This is a genomic window from Nitrospira sp. (genome assembly GCA_015709715.1).
Taxonomy (GTDB): Bacteria; Nitrospirota; Nitrospiria; order Nitrospirales; family Nitrospiraceae; genus Nitrospira_A.
On record CP054184.1, the window covers coordinates 893173 to 910000 of the forward strand.

Annotated in this window: 15 protein-coding genes and 2 rRNA genes (1 of these 17 cut by a window edge); 4 read left to right on the plus strand and 13 right to left on the minus strand. The window is 60.0% G+C overall.

Annotated elements, in window-relative coordinates:
* Window positions 1–11 precede the first annotated feature (11 nt).
* Window positions 12–764 (minus strand): hypothetical protein, encoded by a 753-nt coding sequence (locus HRU82_04115; GenBank protein QOJ34189.1) that lies wholly within the window; start codon window positions 762–764, stop codon window positions 12–14.
* Window positions 765–876: 112 nt separating this feature from the next.
* A complete protein-coding gene (locus HRU82_04120) occupies window positions 877–1890 on the minus strand; it encodes an IS30 family transposase (GenBank protein QOJ34190.1) in 1014 nt (337 codons plus the stop codon).
* Window positions 1891–2187: 297 nt separating this feature from the next.
* Here HRU82_04120 and HRU82_04125 point away from each other — a divergent pair, with 297 nt between their 5' ends.
* Genes HRU82_04125 through HRU82_04140 form a run of 4 tightly spaced genes read left to right on the plus strand, consistent with a single transcriptional unit; the run spans window position 2188 to window position 8585 of the window.
* Window positions 2188–2604 (plus strand): response regulator, encoded by a 417-nt coding sequence (locus HRU82_04125; protein QOJ34191.1) that lies wholly within the window; start codon window positions 2188–2190, stop codon window positions 2602–2604.
* Window positions 2598–5867 carry an efflux RND transporter permease subunit gene (locus HRU82_04130; GenBank protein QOJ34192.1) on the plus strand — a complete coding sequence of 1090 codons (3270 nt, stop codon included), beginning with the start codon at window positions 2598–2600 and terminating at the stop codon, window positions 5865–5867. The genes HRU82_04125 and HRU82_04130 overlap by 7 nt, the downstream gene beginning before the upstream one ends.
* A complete protein-coding gene (locus HRU82_04135) occupies window positions 5867–7153 on the plus strand; it encodes an efflux RND transporter periplasmic adaptor subunit (GenBank protein ID QOJ34193.1) in 1287 nt (428 codons plus the stop codon). The genes HRU82_04130 and HRU82_04135 overlap by 1 nt, the downstream gene beginning before the upstream one ends.
* 10 nt (window positions 7154–7163) lie before the next feature.
* A complete protein-coding gene (locus HRU82_04140; GenBank protein ID QOJ34194.1) occupies window positions 7164–8585 on the plus strand; it encodes a TolC family protein in 1422 nt (473 codons plus the stop codon).
* A gap of 12 nt (window positions 8586–8597) precedes the next feature.
* Here HRU82_04140 and HRU82_04145 read toward each other — a convergent pair whose 3' ends face one another.
* From HRU82_04145 to HRU82_04195, 11 genes are all read right to left on the minus strand, one after another.
* Window positions 8598–9287, minus strand: a complete 690-nt coding sequence (locus HRU82_04145) for a hypothetical protein (GenBank protein ID QOJ34195.1) — start codon at window positions 9285–9287, stop codon at window positions 8598–8600.
* 51 nt (window positions 9288–9338) lie between these two features.
* Window positions 9339–9848, minus strand: coding sequence for a peptidylprolyl isomerase (locus tag HRU82_04150; protein ID QOJ34196.1), 510 nt, complete (start codon window positions 9846–9848; stop codon window positions 9339–9341).
* A 16-nt stretch (window positions 9849–9864) separates the two neighbouring features.
* Window positions 9865–10941, minus strand: coding sequence for a hypothetical protein (locus HRU82_04155; protein QOJ34197.1), 1077 nt, complete (start codon window positions 10939–10941; stop codon window positions 9865–9867).
* A gap of 36 nt (window positions 10942–10977) precedes the next feature.
* On the minus strand, window positions 10978–11745 hold the full coding sequence (gene tatC, locus HRU82_04160) for a twin-arginine translocase subunit TatC (GenBank protein QOJ34198.1): 768 nt from the start codon (window positions 11743–11745) through the stop codon (window positions 10978–10980).
* 102 nt (window positions 11746–11847) lie between these two features.
* Window positions 11848–12066: a YdcH family protein gene (locus HRU82_04165; GenBank protein ID QOJ34199.1), complete on the minus strand. Its 219-nt coding sequence runs from the start codon at window positions 12064–12066 to the stop codon at window positions 11848–11850.
* 18 nt (window positions 12067–12084) lie between these two features.
* Window positions 12085–12633, minus strand: coding sequence for a ribosomal protein S18-alanine N-acetyltransferase (rimI, locus tag HRU82_04170; protein ID QOJ34200.1), 549 nt, complete (start codon window positions 12631–12633; stop codon window positions 12085–12087).
* Window positions 12630–13433: a tRNA (adenosine(37)-N6)-threonylcarbamoyltransferase complex dimerization subunit type 1 TsaB gene (tsaB, locus tag HRU82_04175; protein QOJ34201.1), complete on the minus strand. Its 804-nt coding sequence runs from the start codon at window positions 13431–13433 to the stop codon at window positions 12630–12632. The genes rimI and tsaB overlap by 4 nt, the downstream gene beginning before the upstream one ends.
* Window positions 13430–14314, minus strand: coding sequence for a hypothetical protein (locus tag HRU82_04180; GenBank protein ID QOJ34202.1), 885 nt, complete (start codon window positions 14312–14314; stop codon window positions 13430–13432). Before HRU82_04180 ends, tsaB begins: the two co-directional genes overlap by 4 nt.
* Window positions 14298–15659 (minus strand): DNA repair protein RadA, encoded by a 1362-nt coding sequence (gene radA, locus HRU82_04185; protein QOJ34203.1) that lies wholly within the window; start codon window positions 15657–15659, stop codon window positions 14298–14300. Before radA ends, HRU82_04180 begins: the two co-directional genes overlap by 17 nt.
* 148 nt (window positions 15660–15807) lie before the next feature.
* Window positions 15808–15924: ribosomal RNA gene (gene rrf, locus HRU82_04190) — 5S ribosomal RNA — on the minus strand.
* A gap of 55 nt (window positions 15925–15979) precedes the next feature.
* Window positions 15980–16828: ribosomal RNA gene (locus HRU82_04195) — 23S ribosomal RNA — on the minus strand (it continues 2161 nt past the right edge of the window).

Sequence of the window (16828 nt, forward strand, 5' to 3'; positions counted from 1 at the left end):
GCGCACCTCCGCTACCGACCAAAGAGGCCTTTCAGCATTTGGTTCATATCGACGGGGCCGTCGTCATCCGACTTTTTACGCCCGCTGTCTCGGGACGACCGCCGTTCCTTCGACCGTTCCTGCCCGGCCTGTTTCATCATCTCTTCCAGGTTGGGCATACCGTCCTTCCCCATCAATGCGCCCATATCGTTCTTCGTATAGCCGGCAGGCACCTCGAACAGGGCCGGATCCTGCTTCTCGATCTTCAGGTTGGTAAGCTCGCTGGCGAGCCGGACTTTGCGGTCGCCTTCCTTCGAGAGCATGTCCATCTTCACGGTCACGCCCTCTTTGGTCGTCCAGAAGAAGCCGCCGAATTTCGATCCGTCTTTCTTGGTCGCAATGATCTTGCTCTTGGTGGTCTTCATCCCGTTGATGGTCTCTTCCCCGACCTCCGTCTGCTCCTGAATGTCGAATCCATCCATGTCGGGGCTGTCCGATTGATCGAGGGGGAGTTCCATGTACATGTCGCCCATGAGCTGCCACACCACCTGCTTATCCTTGCGGATGATCGTGACGCTGCCGCCCTCTCCCCCCATCTCCATCCGCTGCTTGTCGGGAGTGTGGTAGATGCGCGACTTCATCGTCATGCCGCCTTCGGTTTCCATTCGGCTATCCGCAGAATATTCCACGGCCGGTTCAGAGAACGGTGCAGCCTGGACAGGCAGAGACACAAGGACTAACGAGACCAGCATCGCAGCCGAGCGTAACGAGCGTACCAGCATCATGGACGTACCTCCTGGTGGACCGCTGGATCCGGCGGGGCTAGAGGCTAGCGAGGTTTCCCAAACGAGTCAATAAGGCCGAAAGCCTCCAGGCCCAGGATAATGGAGGGCGGTTTCAAGTTCCAAGTGCAACGGGTGAATGATGGCGCAGCTGCGCATAGACCTCCAGGGGCGTGGCAAAGTGGAGACATTTCCGTGGGCGGGTGTTCAGCCGATAGGCGATGGCGTTCAATTCCCGTTGGGTATAGCGCGACAGATCGGTGCCCTTCGGCAAATACTGACGCAGGAGTCCGTTCGTATTCTCGTTGGTTCCCCGTTGCCAGGGGCAATGGGGATCGGCAAAAAAGATACGGATCGTCAGACGCTTCGCCAACCGTTCGTGAGCGGCCATCTCTTTGCCCCGATCATAGGTCAGGGTGGAGCGCAGCGCGGCTGGCACGTGCCGAAGCTTCTTGGAGAACCCGCGATAGGCCCTCTCGGCATCGGTGCCCTCCATTTTCGCCAACAAGACCAGGCGAGTAGTCCGCTCAACCAGGGTGCCAACGGCCGATCTATTGCGAGCACCTTTGAGCAAGTCGCCTTCCCAGTGTCCGGGCACCGTCCGGGTCGCCACTTCAGCAGGGCGTGCGGCAATCGGGGTCATGTTGGGAATCTGGCCGCGGCGGTCGGCCCCCCGTGCGCGCGGCCGACGCGTCTTGCGTGCCTGACGCAGGGCCGCCAACAATTCGGTCCGCAAGGCGCCACGTGGCAGCACGTACAGGCCCGCATAGATGGTTTCGGCAGACAGCCGCTTCCTCATGTCGTCAGGATACATGCGGCGGAGGCGTCCAGCAATCTGCTCGGGCGAGCACCCTGCCGCCAGATGCCGCTGGACGTACTGCCACAACCACGGGTCGAGGAGTTTTCGAAGCCGCCGTGGGTGATGCGCTCGGATGCCTGCGTGGCGCTGCGCTGTACAGGCCCGATAGGGACAGCCGCGTGTGGTGTTCCGGGCTACCTCGCGGCTCACGGTGCTCGGGGCTCGTCCCAAGATCCGCGCCATTGTTCGGAGCGAATGGCCATGGGTCAGCCCCAGACTCAACGTCTCACGCTCTTCAGCACTCAGGTGTGTGTACGCTCTCGTGTGCATGGCAACACCGTAGCCCATTCGGGCTGGCAGTGTTGCACTTGGAGTTAGACCTCAAGGAGTCAAAACAGAAGGCTGCTAGAGCCGCCAAAACTCATCCTCTCCCTCTGGAGAAACTCCATGATCCCGTCTGGAGTTTCTCCAGATCCAGCCGCCGCCATCCGGCGCGCTTTGACACGTCATTTCTGCGTCTTCGGCATAACGGAATGTTTTTGCTCACCTTCAGCAGGTCATTCTTCCCACATTCATGCGGAGCATATTTCCTGCTTATCTCCCGACGGCATGCCAAATCCATCTCATATGCTTTTGATCGATGACAGCCCCGGCGAGTGTGAGTTGTTTCGCCAGGCGCTCACTCAGTCCGGTTACAGAGGGGCACTCGAGGTTGCCGACGGCAGTCTGGCGGCCCTGCAGTACCTTGCCGGCCGGACAACCGACGACGAACCGGCCCTCATTCTGCTCGATCTGAAATTGCGCGGGGAACGCGGCGTGGACTTGCTCCGACAACTGAAGGGCGACAACCGTTATGCCTACATCCCCGTCGTGATGCTGAGCAGTTCCGACGACGCGGAGGACATACGCGCCTGTTACCAAGCCGGTGCCAACGGATATGTGGTTAAGCCCGGGCGGTTCGACGACCTGATCAGCCTCTCGTTGCACATCTGGAAATTCTGGCTGGAACATAACTGCACCCGACGGATGGCCACCCCATGCTGACCCGCGCCGCGCTCAAGAATCCCTACGCCGTCTTCGCGTTCTGCATGATCGCGTTGATCCTGGGTGCCGTCTCCTATCAGAAAATGCGGATCGACATCTTTCCCGACATCAAACTGCCCTCGATCCTGGTTACCACCTTCTACCGCGGCCTGAGCCCCACCGAAATGGAAGGTGCGATCACGCTCAAGATGGAACAGCGGTTCGTCGAAGCCAGCTACGTCGAGCACATCGAATCGCAATCCCTCGCCGGCATGAGTTACATCAAGGTGTTTTTTCAGCCCGAATACGGCATCGACGCGGCCCAATCCGAATTGACCAGCCTCGCCTACAGCATCATTCGACTGCTGCCGCCGGGAGTGTATCCCCCGTCGGTCTATAAGTTCGGCGTCTCCAGCTTGCCGATCGGCCTGCTCTCCATCTCCAGCGAGAATCTCGGCCCGAAGGAAATTCGCGACCTCGCCTACTTCACGGTACGCCAACAGATCGCGACGATCCCCGGCGTCTCCTTCGGCCCGCCGCTGGGCGGCAAGGTCCGGCAGATCACCGTGTTTCTCGACCCGCAGCGACTGCTCGCGCGAGGCATTTCGCCCTCCGAGGTGGTGAGCGCGATCAACGCCCAAAGCGCGATCATCCCCGCTGGCAACATCAAGATCGGCGATCTGGACTATTACGTCTACTCCAACAGCTTGGTCGACGTGGTGGAGAAGATCAACGACATCCCCATCAAGGTGGTCAATGGGACGCCGGTGCTGGTCCGTGACATCGGCACGGCAGCGGACAGCGCAGCCATCCAAACCTCCATCGTACGCGTGAACGGCCGCGAGGCGACCTACATTCCCATCACCAGGCAGGAAGGTGCGAACACCCTGGAGGTCACCGACGGCGTTCGCGCGAAACTGCCGAAGCTCACCGAAGTCCCCTCCGGAACCACGGTGAAATTTCTCTACGATCAGTCGCTGTACATCCGACAGGCCATCGCCAACCTGCAGAAGGAAGGTCTGCTCGGTGCGGGCCTGGCCGGCCTGATGATCTTTTTGTTCCTGGCCAGCGTGAAGGCGGCGCTGGTCGTGGGACTGGCCATCCCGCTGTCGCTCACGGTCGCCTTGGTCGCGCTTTATCTCACCGGCCAAAGCGTGAACATCATGACGCTGGGAGGGTTGGCCCTCGTGATCGGCACGCTGCTCGATAACAACATCGTCGTGCAGGAGAATCTCCATCGCCATTTGGAAATGGGCAAGGATGGGCGCTCGGCGGCGGAAGACAGCGCGACGGAACTGACCCTCCCCATCCTGGTCGCGACCATCTGCATCCTGATCGTCTACCTGCCTATCATGTTCTTTACGGGTATCATCAAGTACCTGTTCGTGCCGATGGCGATGACGGTGGCCTTCGCCATGTTGGCGGACTATGTCGTCTCGATGTCGGTGACGCCCGTGGTGTTGGCCTGGCTCTATCAGGCAGGCCACGGCAAGGCCTCGAGCCACGAAGAGTCGGCTGGGGAAGGTTGGTTCCGGTACGTGCTGGCCATCTACGAGCCGCTGCTCAGGGCCGGCGTACGCTTTAAATCGGTCGTGATCGGGCTGGCCGTCCTCACCCTTGTCGCCACCGGCTTTCTGGTGATCCCGCAACTTCACAGCGAATTCTTCCCCAAGGTGGATGCGGGCAATTTCACCATGCTGGTCATTGCACCCGAAGGATCGCGCATCGAAAAGACGACCGCCATCGTGGCGCAGGTGGAACAATTGATCCACGACACGATCCCGAAAGACGACTTGGAGGAGGTGATTTCCAACACCGGCCTCTACTACGGCGATGCCGCGCGCTTCGCCCCGAACACCGGCAACCACACGGCCTTCGTGCTCGTGAACCTCGTCACGGGCCACACAGGCCACACGGAGGACTACATTGCAGAGTTGCGCGGCAAATTCAAGACCGCGCTGCCCGGCGTGGAGATCGCCTTCCAGACCGGCGGTATCATCAGCGATGTGCTGAACTTCGGGCTCAAGGCTCCGATCGACATCCAGGTGAAGGGACCGAGCTTGGATGTCATCAGGCCGGTGGCCGAGCAGATCCAACAGCGGGTCGCCCAGGTGCCCAATACGGTCGACGTGCGGATCAAACAGGGCAAGAGTTATCCCGAATTGCATATCGACGTCGATCGCACCAAGGCGGCCTACTACGGCATCAATCAGAACCGGATCGTCGTCGACGTCGTAACCGGCATCAGTTCAAACCTGGCCCTCTCGCCCAATTACTGGCTCGATCCCAAGACCGCCAACGGCTACTTCCTGCTCGCGCAATATCCGGAACAATCCCTCACCAGCACGGAAGACTTGCTGAACATCCCGATCATCGGCGCGCGCACGCCGTTGCTGCCGACGGCCAGCCTGACGGGGAGCGGGATCCAGGGGTCGACCCTGGCGCTTCAGAACACGCCCTTCGCCGGACGGCAAATGGAACTGACCAGCGGATTTTACGCCTCGGGCGACGACCGGCGCGGACCACCGGTCTTGTTGCGTGACGTGGCCGGGCTCAAATTCAAAACCGGCCCGGATTCGGTGGACCATTACGACCTCTCGCGCTTGATCAACGTGCTGGTGACGCCGGTCGGCAACGACTTGGGCCGCGTCGCCAAGGACATCGAGCAGGTCTTGGCCGAGATCACACTGCCCAAAGACGTGACCGTCCAGCTGCGCGGCGAAGTCGCCAACATGCGAAGCGCGATCCAGAACTTCGCCTTGGCCCTACCCCTCGCGGTAGTCTTGATCTACCTCGTGATGGTGGCGCTGTTCCGATCGTTCGTCGATCCCCTCATCATCCTGGTGGCCGTACCGTTGGGCTGGATCGGCACGGTCCTGATCCTGCACCTCACCAACACCTCCGTGAATGTGGAGTCGATGATCGGAACATTGATGATGATGGGCATCGTAGTCTCCAACAGCATCCTACTCGTGGATTTCGCCAATCGAATGGTGCGTCACGGGGCAGGTGCCGAACAGGCGGTGCTGGAGGCGGGACGTCGGCGTATCCGTCCCATCTTGATGACCGCGCTGGCGACGATCTTAGGACTGTTGCCCCTGGCCTTGGGATTCGGCGAGGGCAATGAAACCATGGTGCCGTTGGCCCGCGCAGTCGTCGGTGGGCTTGCCGTCAGCACAGTCATGACCCTGCTGGTCGTTCCCGTAATGCACTGCTTGATTCTGTATCGCCGGGAACGCCCGCCGTTTTCCACAGCTCCCGGCGCGACTGCGGAGGAAATTTGATGGTTGAACAGGACGCCCCGCCCATGATGCCCCCCTCCACTCGCCGTCCCGCATGGCCGGCCCTCGCGATCCTGCTCGCCCTGGCCATAGCAGGATACCTCTATTGGCAACAGACGGCCGAGGCCCCGGCACCGACTCCCGCAAGCCCAGCTATGGCCCCCAAACCGGAATCGGCGACCGATCATGCCCTCGCGGTACCGGATTCCACTCCGGTGGATGTGCAGGCCACCAAAGCCACGCGGCGCGATCTGGTCTATGCCATTACGCTGCCGGCGAATATCTCCCCGCTCTACCAGACGACGCTTTACGCCAAGGTTTCCGGCTATTTGAAGTGGATCGGCCCCGACAAGGGCGACCACGTGAAAAAGGATCAAGTCGTGGCGCTGATCGACGCGCCCGAAGTGGAAGAACAGTATCAGCAGGCCGTATCGGACTATAGGATCAAGAAGCTCACCTATGAACGGCTCGCCAAGGTCTGGAAGGAGTCACCCGACGTCATTGCGAAGCAGGATGTTGATGTCGCCGAAGCTGCCTACCAAGGCGCGAAACACCTGATGGAGCAGCGCGTCGTGATGCGCGACTACACGAAGGTTCGCGCGCCCTACGACGGCACGATCACCGCACGTTTCGCCGATCCCGGTGCTCTGATTCAAATCGCCACCTCGTCCGCGACCGGCGCGATTCCCCTCTTTACGATCATGGACCTCAACACGGTGCGTGTGTACGCCAACGTGCCGCAGGACGACAGTCCCTGGATCGTACCCGGCAGGACCAACGCTACCGTCGTCGTGACCGAATTGCCCGGCCGCTCGTTTACCAGCACGGTGACGCGCTCGACCCTCGCGCTCGATCCTGCCACCCGTAGCCTGCTGGTTGAAGTCGATCTCCCCAATCCGGACCATGCTCTCCGTCCCGGCACGTTCGCCTCGGTCACGCTTGGCCTCCGCGAGATTCCCCAGGCCCTCGTCGTTCCCCCTCAAGCCGTGAATAGCAGCCCCAAAGGGAAGTCGCTCTTCATCATCGAGGCGGGAAAAGCCAAGTCGATCCCAGTTCAGACGGGAGTTACCGACGGCCGTTGGATGGAGATTACAGCGGGACTGACAGGCGACGAAGAGATCGTGGTCGTGGGCAAGCGGAAACTCCTGGATGGAATCGTCGTGCAGGCATCGCCGTTTAATCTGCCTGAGGCCAAGCCCTCTCAACAGAAATTCGAACGACGGGTACCGGGCGGCACGCCGCCCCCACCAACCGTGGCTGCGCCGCACACGTCGGCGCCTATGAAATAGGAGGGCGCCTATGATTCGCTGGTTACGCTGCATGACACTGCTGGGAGCCGCCCTGCTTGCGGTTCCCCTTGCCCAGACCGACGCCGCAGAGCCGGCGGTCCTGCCGCAAGGGAGTTTCCTTGGGGTGCAGCAGGCGGTGGACCTGGCCGTGAAATACCACCCGCTCCTGATGGAGGGCCTGGCCAACTTGAAGGCCTCTGAGGCGCGAACCGAACAGGCGCGCTCACTCTATTACCCGCAAGTGTATGCCAATGCCAACACCGTCGCCGGCGCGGGCGCCACCAATCCACGCTTTCTGATCGGCGGCGGGCTGCTCCGCGAAAATCAAACCACCTTCACCGGCGGGGTGATCGCCAACCAACGGCTCTATGACTTCGGCTTCACTAGCAATTTGGTCGAATCGAACAAACTCGCCGCGCAGGCGCAAGGCCAAGATGTCACCGCGCGGCGGGCGCTCGTGCTGCTGCAGGTTCAGCGGGCCTACCTCAACAGCTTGAAGCGTCGTCGCCTCGTCCAGATCGCGGAGGAAACCGTGCGCGAGCGCGGGATCATCGCCGGCCAAATCGAAACACTCTACCGTCAGCAATTGAAATCCAAATTGGATTTCGATTTGGCGCATGTCGAGTTGGTCAACGCCCAGTCGCTGCTCGTACGGAGCCGCAATGACCTCAAGGCCAGCTTCGCCGATTTGAACCGCACGATGGGTATCGTCGGCGCCGACGACTACGTGCTGGAAGACGTGTCCGTGGAGGTGCGTCCGCAAAAGCCGCTCGACAGCCTGATCAATGAGAGTTTGTCGCATCCGGAGGTCAAACGAGCACGGGACTACACGGCATCGGCCACGGCCAAACTCACGGCCGCGAAACGCCAATACTTGCCGACCGTCTCCGCCATCGCCAGCGGCGGCACCTTCGATCCCTTCGACCCCCGCCAAAACCAACAGACGGGCAGTTGGTGGATGGCAGGTGCCATGGTGTCCATGCCGCTCTTCACCGGATTCCTGATCGAAAATCAGGTTGCGGAGGCGAGCGCACAACAAGAGGCCGCGTCGGCCGCCACGGCCAACATCGAACAGGCACTGACACAACAGGTGACGAACGCCTACCTTGACACCGTCACCTATGCGCAACAAATCAGGTTGGCCGAGGAGCAGGTCAAGACGGCAAACGAAGCCCTCCAGCTGGCGAAACAGCGCTACAAACTCGGGTTGGGCACAGTGGTGGAGGTCACGCAGTCGGAGGTTGCTCTAACGGCGGCGCAGACACGACTAGCCGATACGCAATATGACTACAAGATCGCCGAAGTCACGCTGGCCTATACCTCGCGCGGGGCTGACCTGGGCGACCTTCTGCTCGTCAGCCGTCGATCCTCGACCGATGCCTCAAGGCAAGGACCTCACAGAGTCGAGGGCCCTTTCGCGAAGACCGAGTGAGGAGCAATAGAGTCAGATGTTCTGGCCCGGGAAGACCCGGGCCAGGTCGATGACCAGCTCGTCCTTCGCGTTGGCCAGCAACCAATCCCAGAAACTGGTGCTCTGGTGCACCGTGGCTTGGTCGAGATCGAAGAACAGGTCGAATCCCTTGGCGGCGATGGGATTCATCGGATACCGTCGGTCGTAGATCATCCCGTAGGCCGGAATGCCATAGACCGTCTGCCAGTTTCCGAGGATAAAATGCAGCTCGGTGCCTTTAATATAGAGCCCGCCTGAGGTGATGACCCGCTTGATAGACGTTTCCGGCTGACTGAGGTAATAGGTCACACGCTCGTTTTCCCGAGCCAACCGAAGGGCCTCGACGACCTGCGGCACCAAGAGCGCAATTTCAGCATCGCGGAACATCGGCAGCCGTCGGGACTCCCCCAGAAACCACGTTTGGATCGCCGCCCGGTGCTCCTGCACCGTCAGCCCCATGAGAATCCGTCTCACCTGCTCGTAGGTGAGCGTCGCCGGATGCGTGAAATGGCCGGGGGGCCACTCCGGAAGCACGTTGGCATCGATTTCGAGCCGGACAAAATTGACGGGATCTTCGTAGACCGTACGGGACGGGACTTGGGGAATGGCGCAACCGACCGGCAGGAGGCCCAGCAGCGCCACGATGGCGGGGTAGGGCGCAACGCGCAGGAACACCTGCCCCACCCTCACCGGACTCTGCCCTCCCCACGCGTCACCAGCCTGCGCCCGTTATCGTTACTCGGTGATGGTGACCGTCATCTCCACCCGCTCAAGCGGATTGTCGCGCCCATCGCGCTTGACGCTCACCACACGATCGACGACGTCCAGCCCGCTCAACACTTCGCCGAACACAGTATACTGCCAGTCCAGGAAGTTGGCGTCATTCACGCAAATAAAAAATTGCGACCCGGCACTGTCCGGATCGTTAGCGCGCGCCATCGACAGAGTACCGCGCTTGTGGGGTCGGCTGTTGAACTCGGCCTTGACACGGTACCCCGGTCCTCCCATGCCATGGGAGGATCGGTCCGGATTCTTGCTGTTGGGATCACCGCCTTGAATCATGAACCCTGGAATGACTCGGTGAAACGTCGTTCCGTTGTAAAACCCCTGTTGCGCCAACGTGACGAAATTCTTCACGTGATTCGGTGCCACATCGGGAAACAGGCGCAGCACGATCTGTCCCCAGGGCTCGTTTTTCGAAGAGACGCTGATCGTCGCCTGTTGTGAAGTCGCCTGTGCCGTCATCGCATGTCCTTTCGCATCAATTGAATCGGAAGGGAGCAACCGTGTCCCCCTCCAAGCCTTGGCTCACAGCCGTCCAGGTCAGACCGTCATCGTCGCTTCGGAACACGCCCGAACTCGTTCCGGCGTAGAACCCGCCCTTTTCCCCCTCGATCAAGACCTGCACGGACAGATTGTTCAATCCCTTGTTGAGCGGCACCCATTGCCGCCCCTTGTCGACCGTTTTGAAGATCCCTCGTCCCGTGGCGACATAGACCCCTCGCTCATTGCTGATTAACCCTCGAATGGAATCGTTGGGCAACGCACGGCTGATCGGCGACCAGGTTTTCCCCGCATCGCCGCTCCGAAAAACCCCGCCGTCGAAGGTACCGACGTACAGATCCTGCTCCTTATCCACGGCCATCACTCGAATGAAATTCTCGACGAGGCCCTCATGGTCACGTAATCCCTGACGAAGGCGCGTCCATCCTGGCACCCGTTCTTTGAAGCTATGCAACCCCTTCCCGGATGTCCCGGCGTAGAGCGTACCGTCCCCCGTCTTGGCCAGGGCATGGACCAAGACTTCTTCCAGACCAGTGGTCACCGTCTTCCATTGCTCCTGCGCGATGCTCAGCAGGTACACGCCGTCGGCCGTCCCGGCGTAGAGCCCTTTCGCATCCATCATAAGCGCCTTGATCTCCAGACGCTTCAGTCCTTTGTTGATCGGCTGCCAGCTTCTGCCGGCATCACGCGAGCGAAAGACCCCGCCGCGGAATGTGCCGGCATAGATCGTGCCGTCCTTGGCAGTCGTCAGACAGAGGATGAAGGGATCGGTGAGGCCCTGGTTGACTGACTCCCACACACCGCCGCGATCGGCGCTGCGAAATATTCCCATACCGAAAGACCCAGCGTAAACCATGCCTCCGCTTCCCGCCGCCAGGGCTTGAATGCTGATGGTCCCTTGGCCAAGGGACCCCGGCATACCCTGTTCAGAGTGCGTACTCTCCGCCACCACCCATCCGCCGACCGTGTTCCCGTTCGTCACCGGCTCCGCCTGTGCCACCCCGCTCATTGTCCCGAGGACCATGGCTGCCGACAGCATGAAGGGTCGCATCATGAAAAGACCATCCTGTGAGAGGTTGCGTGAGACCAGTCACCGTACCCGATGGCCAGCCGTCCTTATGGGTATATCAGGATCCAGCGGCAAATTCACGTCGGGGCTGGGGCTACCCCGACCGAACACCTTGGCACCAATGATGCCGATTTCATAGAGCACCATGAGCGGCACCGCCATCAAGAGCATGGTAAAGAGCGTGGCATCTGGCGTGACCACCGCAGAGACAATTAAGGCCGCCATGATGGCGTGTTTTCGGTAGTGCGCGAGCATCGCCCCCGACACCACCCCAACTCGCGCCAGCAGAGTCAACACCAGCGGTAACTCGAAGGCACAGCCAAAGATAAGGAGGAATTTGACGTTGAAATCGATATAGGTCCCGACCCCCAAGGCAGGGGTGATGTCGCGATCCATGCCGAAACTGACGAAAAACTCGATGACGAGCGGAAGGATGACAAGATTACAGAAGACCAGACCAAGCGCAAACAGCAGTCCGGCGAGCAGGAACAGTGGAACGGCCAAGCGCTGCTCCTTCGGGAGCAGCGCCGGCTCGATGAATTTCCAACAGTGATAGAAGATGATCGGCAGGCTCAGCACCAATCCCGCCAAAAACGACACCTTGATGGACGCAAAGAGGGCTTCCGTCGGCCCGTAAAAGACCAATTGGTTCGGGAACGGCCGGTTGAGCCAGGCGACCATCTCGGCCGAATAAGTAAAGGCCCCGCCAAACGCCACCCCCAGCGTGACCGCGATGATCAGCAGCCGCTTCTTGAGCGTTTGAATATGGGCGGCCAGTGGTGCGAGCATGGTCTTGTTGAAACTCCGGCCTACTCACCGTTCGCTCGATCGTAGGAGACCTCATGACGACCACCAGCCCATCGGCTCCATGCGGCGGCCTCAGGCCCCTCGTCAACGAAACGATCGTATGAGCTCGGCCATCTTGTCTTTTGTGGCGAGCTTTTCTTTCTGCAGCTGCTTTTTCAGAACTTCTTCAGCGGGCGTCAGCACATGCCGCCGCTGCAAGTCCGCCAGTTGAGCATCGAGCCGATGATGGGATTCCTCGAGCGCCCGGAACTCCACGCTGGACTCTCGTAACTGCTCCGTAATCGCCGTTTCCGTCTGCTGCATGCCGCACCTCCTGGTTGACTACACACGTCCATGCACGGTCGTCGTGTCGCTCGGCTCCCGGAGTTCGCGCTGCTGCCGACACAGGGCTCCCAACTCGAGCGGTGCCATCTCCATCAACACCGCATCTTCGTCAGGATTCACGTAATACCGCGCTCGCATGGCAGTCCGACGAAATCCTAGTCGCTCATAAAGGGCCTGGGCCTCGTGATTCGACGCCCGCACCTCCAACAGAGCCCGATTCGCACTTTGTTCCAAGCCGGTCTGTATGGTCGTACACACCAGTCGCCTCGCCACCCCCTGCCTGCGAAACGGGGCGAGCACCGCGAGATTCATCAACCGCAGCTCCTCAAACACGATCCAAAAGCACAAATACCCGACGATGTTGCCTTGTCCCCCCCCACTGTCGACAGCCCGTGCAACCACAAAATGGGCAAAGGGATTACCCGACAACTCCGCCGCCAACATTTTGCGCGTCCAAGGGGAGGAGAAGCAAGCCTGTTCGATAGCCAAAACCTCATCGAGCATGTCGGCGGTTGCCGGCTCGATCGTGAGCGAGGAGGAGGTCATCGCGTGCGCCCAACTCCACCTTTGCCCGCCCCCAACTTTCGCGCGATGCGCTGCCGTCTTCGTTCCAGAGGCGACTGCTCCTGTAATGCGTCGAACATCACCTCTGCCTCGGTCCGTTGGACGTACCGTGGAGCCACAGTCGAATCAGCTATCTGACCGGCAAGCAATCGCTCTCTCGCGGCCAAAGCGACACTCACGGCTGAGGGACGGTGAACTTCCGGCGCACAGGGTCCGTTGCACACCCCGGCTTGCCCCCAGGCCTCGCGGATATCCTGCTCGTAAGCCAACCAGCCATCGCCGAAGACGGTGCAGACTCGCCCTTGCTCCACCGCCCTGACCACCGAGGCCGGAGACCCGACCTGCTCGGCAATGCAGGTTCGCAACCTTCCCCCGGAGGACCACTCGTAGGCAGCCCAGTACACTTCATTGCGTCGGCTCTTGATGACCGGGATCAATCGCCCCGGCGACTGTCGCAGGTTCCAGGCCATCGCTTCCAAGGTCGGTACCGGCACAATCGGGACCCCCAAGACCGCCCGAAATCCCAACAGGGTCGCGAGCCCGACACGCAAGCCGGTGAAGGATCCAGGGCCGATCGACAAGGCCACGCCTTGCAGGTCGCGGAGAGAGAGGCCGGCGCCCTTCAAGATTCGGTGAATGGCAGGCATTAACGAGCGCGCATGCGACCCTTCGGCATTCTGCTCGATCTGCGCCAACACTTGGTCATCCCGCAGCAACGCCACCGTCTGCCATGACGTCGCCGTATCCAAGGCGAGAAACTGGAATGGACTCGCCAGCGTCATACGTGCCCTAACTCATTCGCGGTGATCGGCTCGTTCGGAATCAATTCGTGAAACGTCACCTGCAGGCTTCCAGGACCTTGGCCGTCCGTCATACGAATCGCGAAGGGACGGAGAATCCGCTGCTCCGCGACAGGAACAGAATCGCTGGCCGGCTGGAGGTTGTTTGCCGTGCCGACCGGTCGATAATCCTCAAACTGCATGGTCGCCTCAACCTCTCCTGTCGATGTCAACCTATCCTCTCGCACAACCAGGAGATTGTGACGCTCAAACCAAATTTGTCGGCTCACCGCGAGTTCGCCCTGAGCGGAACCAGCCGGAGTCAGCACGTCCAGGCGATAGCGATCTCCCTCCTCCGTCAGCCTGGTCTGTTCGTGAGGTCCAACGGCCTGCGTGCCGATAATCCCGCTCATCGCCCAGACACTCAATCGAAACGGGCGGGTCAGGGCCCCGAGCCGATCCGCTTCGGAAGGGCGGCCGGCCAGTTCACGCCCCATGGTCGGAAGTCGGAGTTTAAAGTGATCGTTGATTTGGACGAACTCGAACAATTCACTCCCTACTGCCGTAAACCCTCGCAGTCGAATCGCATTCGGCCTTTGGTAGAAGACCGTACCCTGCACTCGTTGACCGATAGGAAGAATGCCTCCCGTAATCTTGGCACTGAACAGCCCCTTAATCGTCCTGAGTTCCTGAGCTTGAATCTCCAATCGGGCAGTCAACTGCTCGGCGGTGGCCTGCCGGAGAGGACCTTCGTCTCTGGTGATGAACAGTGTGCAGCCAGGCAGCGGAGCGACAACCAGCGCCGCAAGCAACACTGCCCAGAGACGCCAGACAGCAAGGTATCCCCCCCACCTCGCCGATGCCTGCCTAAGCCAAGACCGCATCCAGTGCATCCCCCACTTCATGTACACCTATTAATTCGATCCCCTCAATGGGCTCCAGCTTGGCGACGTTGCGCTCCGGCAACAGGCAACGTTTGAATCCCATCTTGGCCGCCTCGCGAATCCGAAGTTCTGCCTGGCTGATGGCCCGCACCTCTCCTCCCAACCCTACTTCTCCCATGACGAGCGTCGCAAAATCGATGGGCTGCTCGCGCAAACTGGACGTGACCGCCGTGACAATGCCTAGGTCGATCGCCGGCTCGTCGATATGGATCCCCCCGACTACATTGATGTACACATCCTGTCCGGACAGATGCATCCCCAACCGCTTCTCCATCACTGCCAACAGGAGCGACAACCGATTGGGCTCGACGCCGTTGGCCATCCGCTTGGGCATGGCGTAACTGGTAGCGGACACGAGGGCTTGCAATTCGACCAGAATCGGCCGCGTCCCCTCTAGACTGGAGACCACCACCGAGCCGGTGGTGCGTTGCGGCCGTTCTGCGAGGAATAGTTCCGACGGATTGTCGATCTCTTCCAGCCCTCCCTCCTTCATCTCGAACATACCGATTTCATTTGTCGAGCCGAAACGGTTCTTAACCGCTCTCAGGATACGATAACTGTGGCTCTTGTCTCCCTCGAAGTACAACACCGTATCGACGATATGTTCCAGCAGGCGAGGCCCGGCAATCGCGCCTTCTTTAGTCACGTGGCCGATGATGAAAACCGGTACGTTGCTGCGCTTGGCAAACCACATGAGTTGCCCCGCTACCTCTTGAACCTGGCTGATACTTCCGGGTGCCGACGTAATTTGTTCCGTATAGACGGTCTGAATGGAGTCAACGACAACAGCCACGGGCTTAACATCCTGAATCGCCCGCAGAATCTGTTCGAGGGACGTTTCGCCGAGGATTAAGAGCGCTTTATCGACAATCCCCAGCCGCTCGCAGCGCATCTTAATTTGGCGAGCCGACTCTTCGCCGGACACGTAGAGTACTTGATCGCTGGTGCCGGCCAGTCGCGGAAGGGCTTGCAGGAGGAGCGTGGTTTTTCCAATGCCGGGATCCCCACCGATGAGGATGACCGACCCTGGCACGATGCCGCCACCGAGGACGCGGTCGAATTCAGCTAATCCGGTGCTTGACCGAGGCTCGCCGACGATTTCGATGTCTGTAATCGGGACAGGCGTAGCGGCTGTTACATTCCCTGCGAGGGGGCGTCCCTTTTGCGGTGAAACAACGCGTTCTTCCTTAAAGGTGTTCCAGCCGGAGCAATCCGGACAACGCCCAAGCCATCGAGGAGCTTGGTACCCACAAGCCTGACAAGAAAAGGTCGTCTTCGTCTTCATGCCTATGCTAAACCACTCTCGGAATGGGGATATGCCACATGGTAAAGGAACGGGCTCGGCAAAAGGAAGGCGTAGTGACCACCCCAAGGCCACGATGGATCAGAAAATAAAAAAGCCTGCCCGATGAATCGAGCAGGCTCTTTTTGTAACCCGGCAGCGTCCTACTGTCCCACTGCCTCACGGCAGCAGTATCATCGGCCTTGGAGGGCTTAACTTCCGTGTTCGGGATGGGAACGGGTGTGACCCCTCCGGTAAGGCCACCGGGAACATTTGAGGAAATTTAATTCATTCCTCGTGAGACCACGTCTATCAGGAGCAAAGTATGTTAAGCCGCACGGACGATTAGTACTGGTTAGCTACAGCCCTCACGAGCCTTCCACACCCAGCCTATCAAACTCGTCGTCTACGAGTGTCCTTTAGGGGGCTTGCGCCCCGGGAGAGCTTATCTTGAGGCAGGCTTCCCGCTTAGATGCTTTCAGCGGTTATCCCAACTGAACATAGCTACCCGGCACTGCCGTTGGCACGACAACCGGCACACCAGAGGTTCATCCTTCACAGTCCTCTCGTACTAGTGAACGCCCCTCTCAACTCTCCTACGCCCACAACAGATAGGGACCGAACTGTCTCACGACGTTCTGAACCCAACTCTCGTACCGCTTTAATAGGCGAACAGCCTAACCCTTGGGACCAGCTTCAGCCCCAGGATGCGATGAGTCGACATCGAGGTGCCAAACCTCCCCGTCGATGTGAACTCTTGGGGGAGATCAGCCTGTTATCCCCGGCGTACCTTTTATCCGTTGAGCGATGGCCCTTCCACGCAGAACCACCGGATCACTAAGCCCGACTTTCGTCTCTGCTCGAGCCGTCGCTCTCGCAGTCAAGCTCCCTTCTGCCTTTACACTCGACGGCTGATTACCGACCAGCCTGAGGGAACCTTTGGGCGCCTCCGTTACCTTTTGGGAGGCGACCGCCCCAGTCAAACTACCCGCCAGACACTGTCTCTGCCCTGGATGACAGGGCCAGGTTAGAATATCAGAACGATCAGGGTGGTATTTCAACGTCGGCTCCTCCGGACCTAGCGGCCCGGTCTCACAGCCTCCCACCTATCCTACACAGAGCCTTCCGACACCCAATGTCAAGGTGTAGTAAAGGTGCACAGGGTCTTTCCG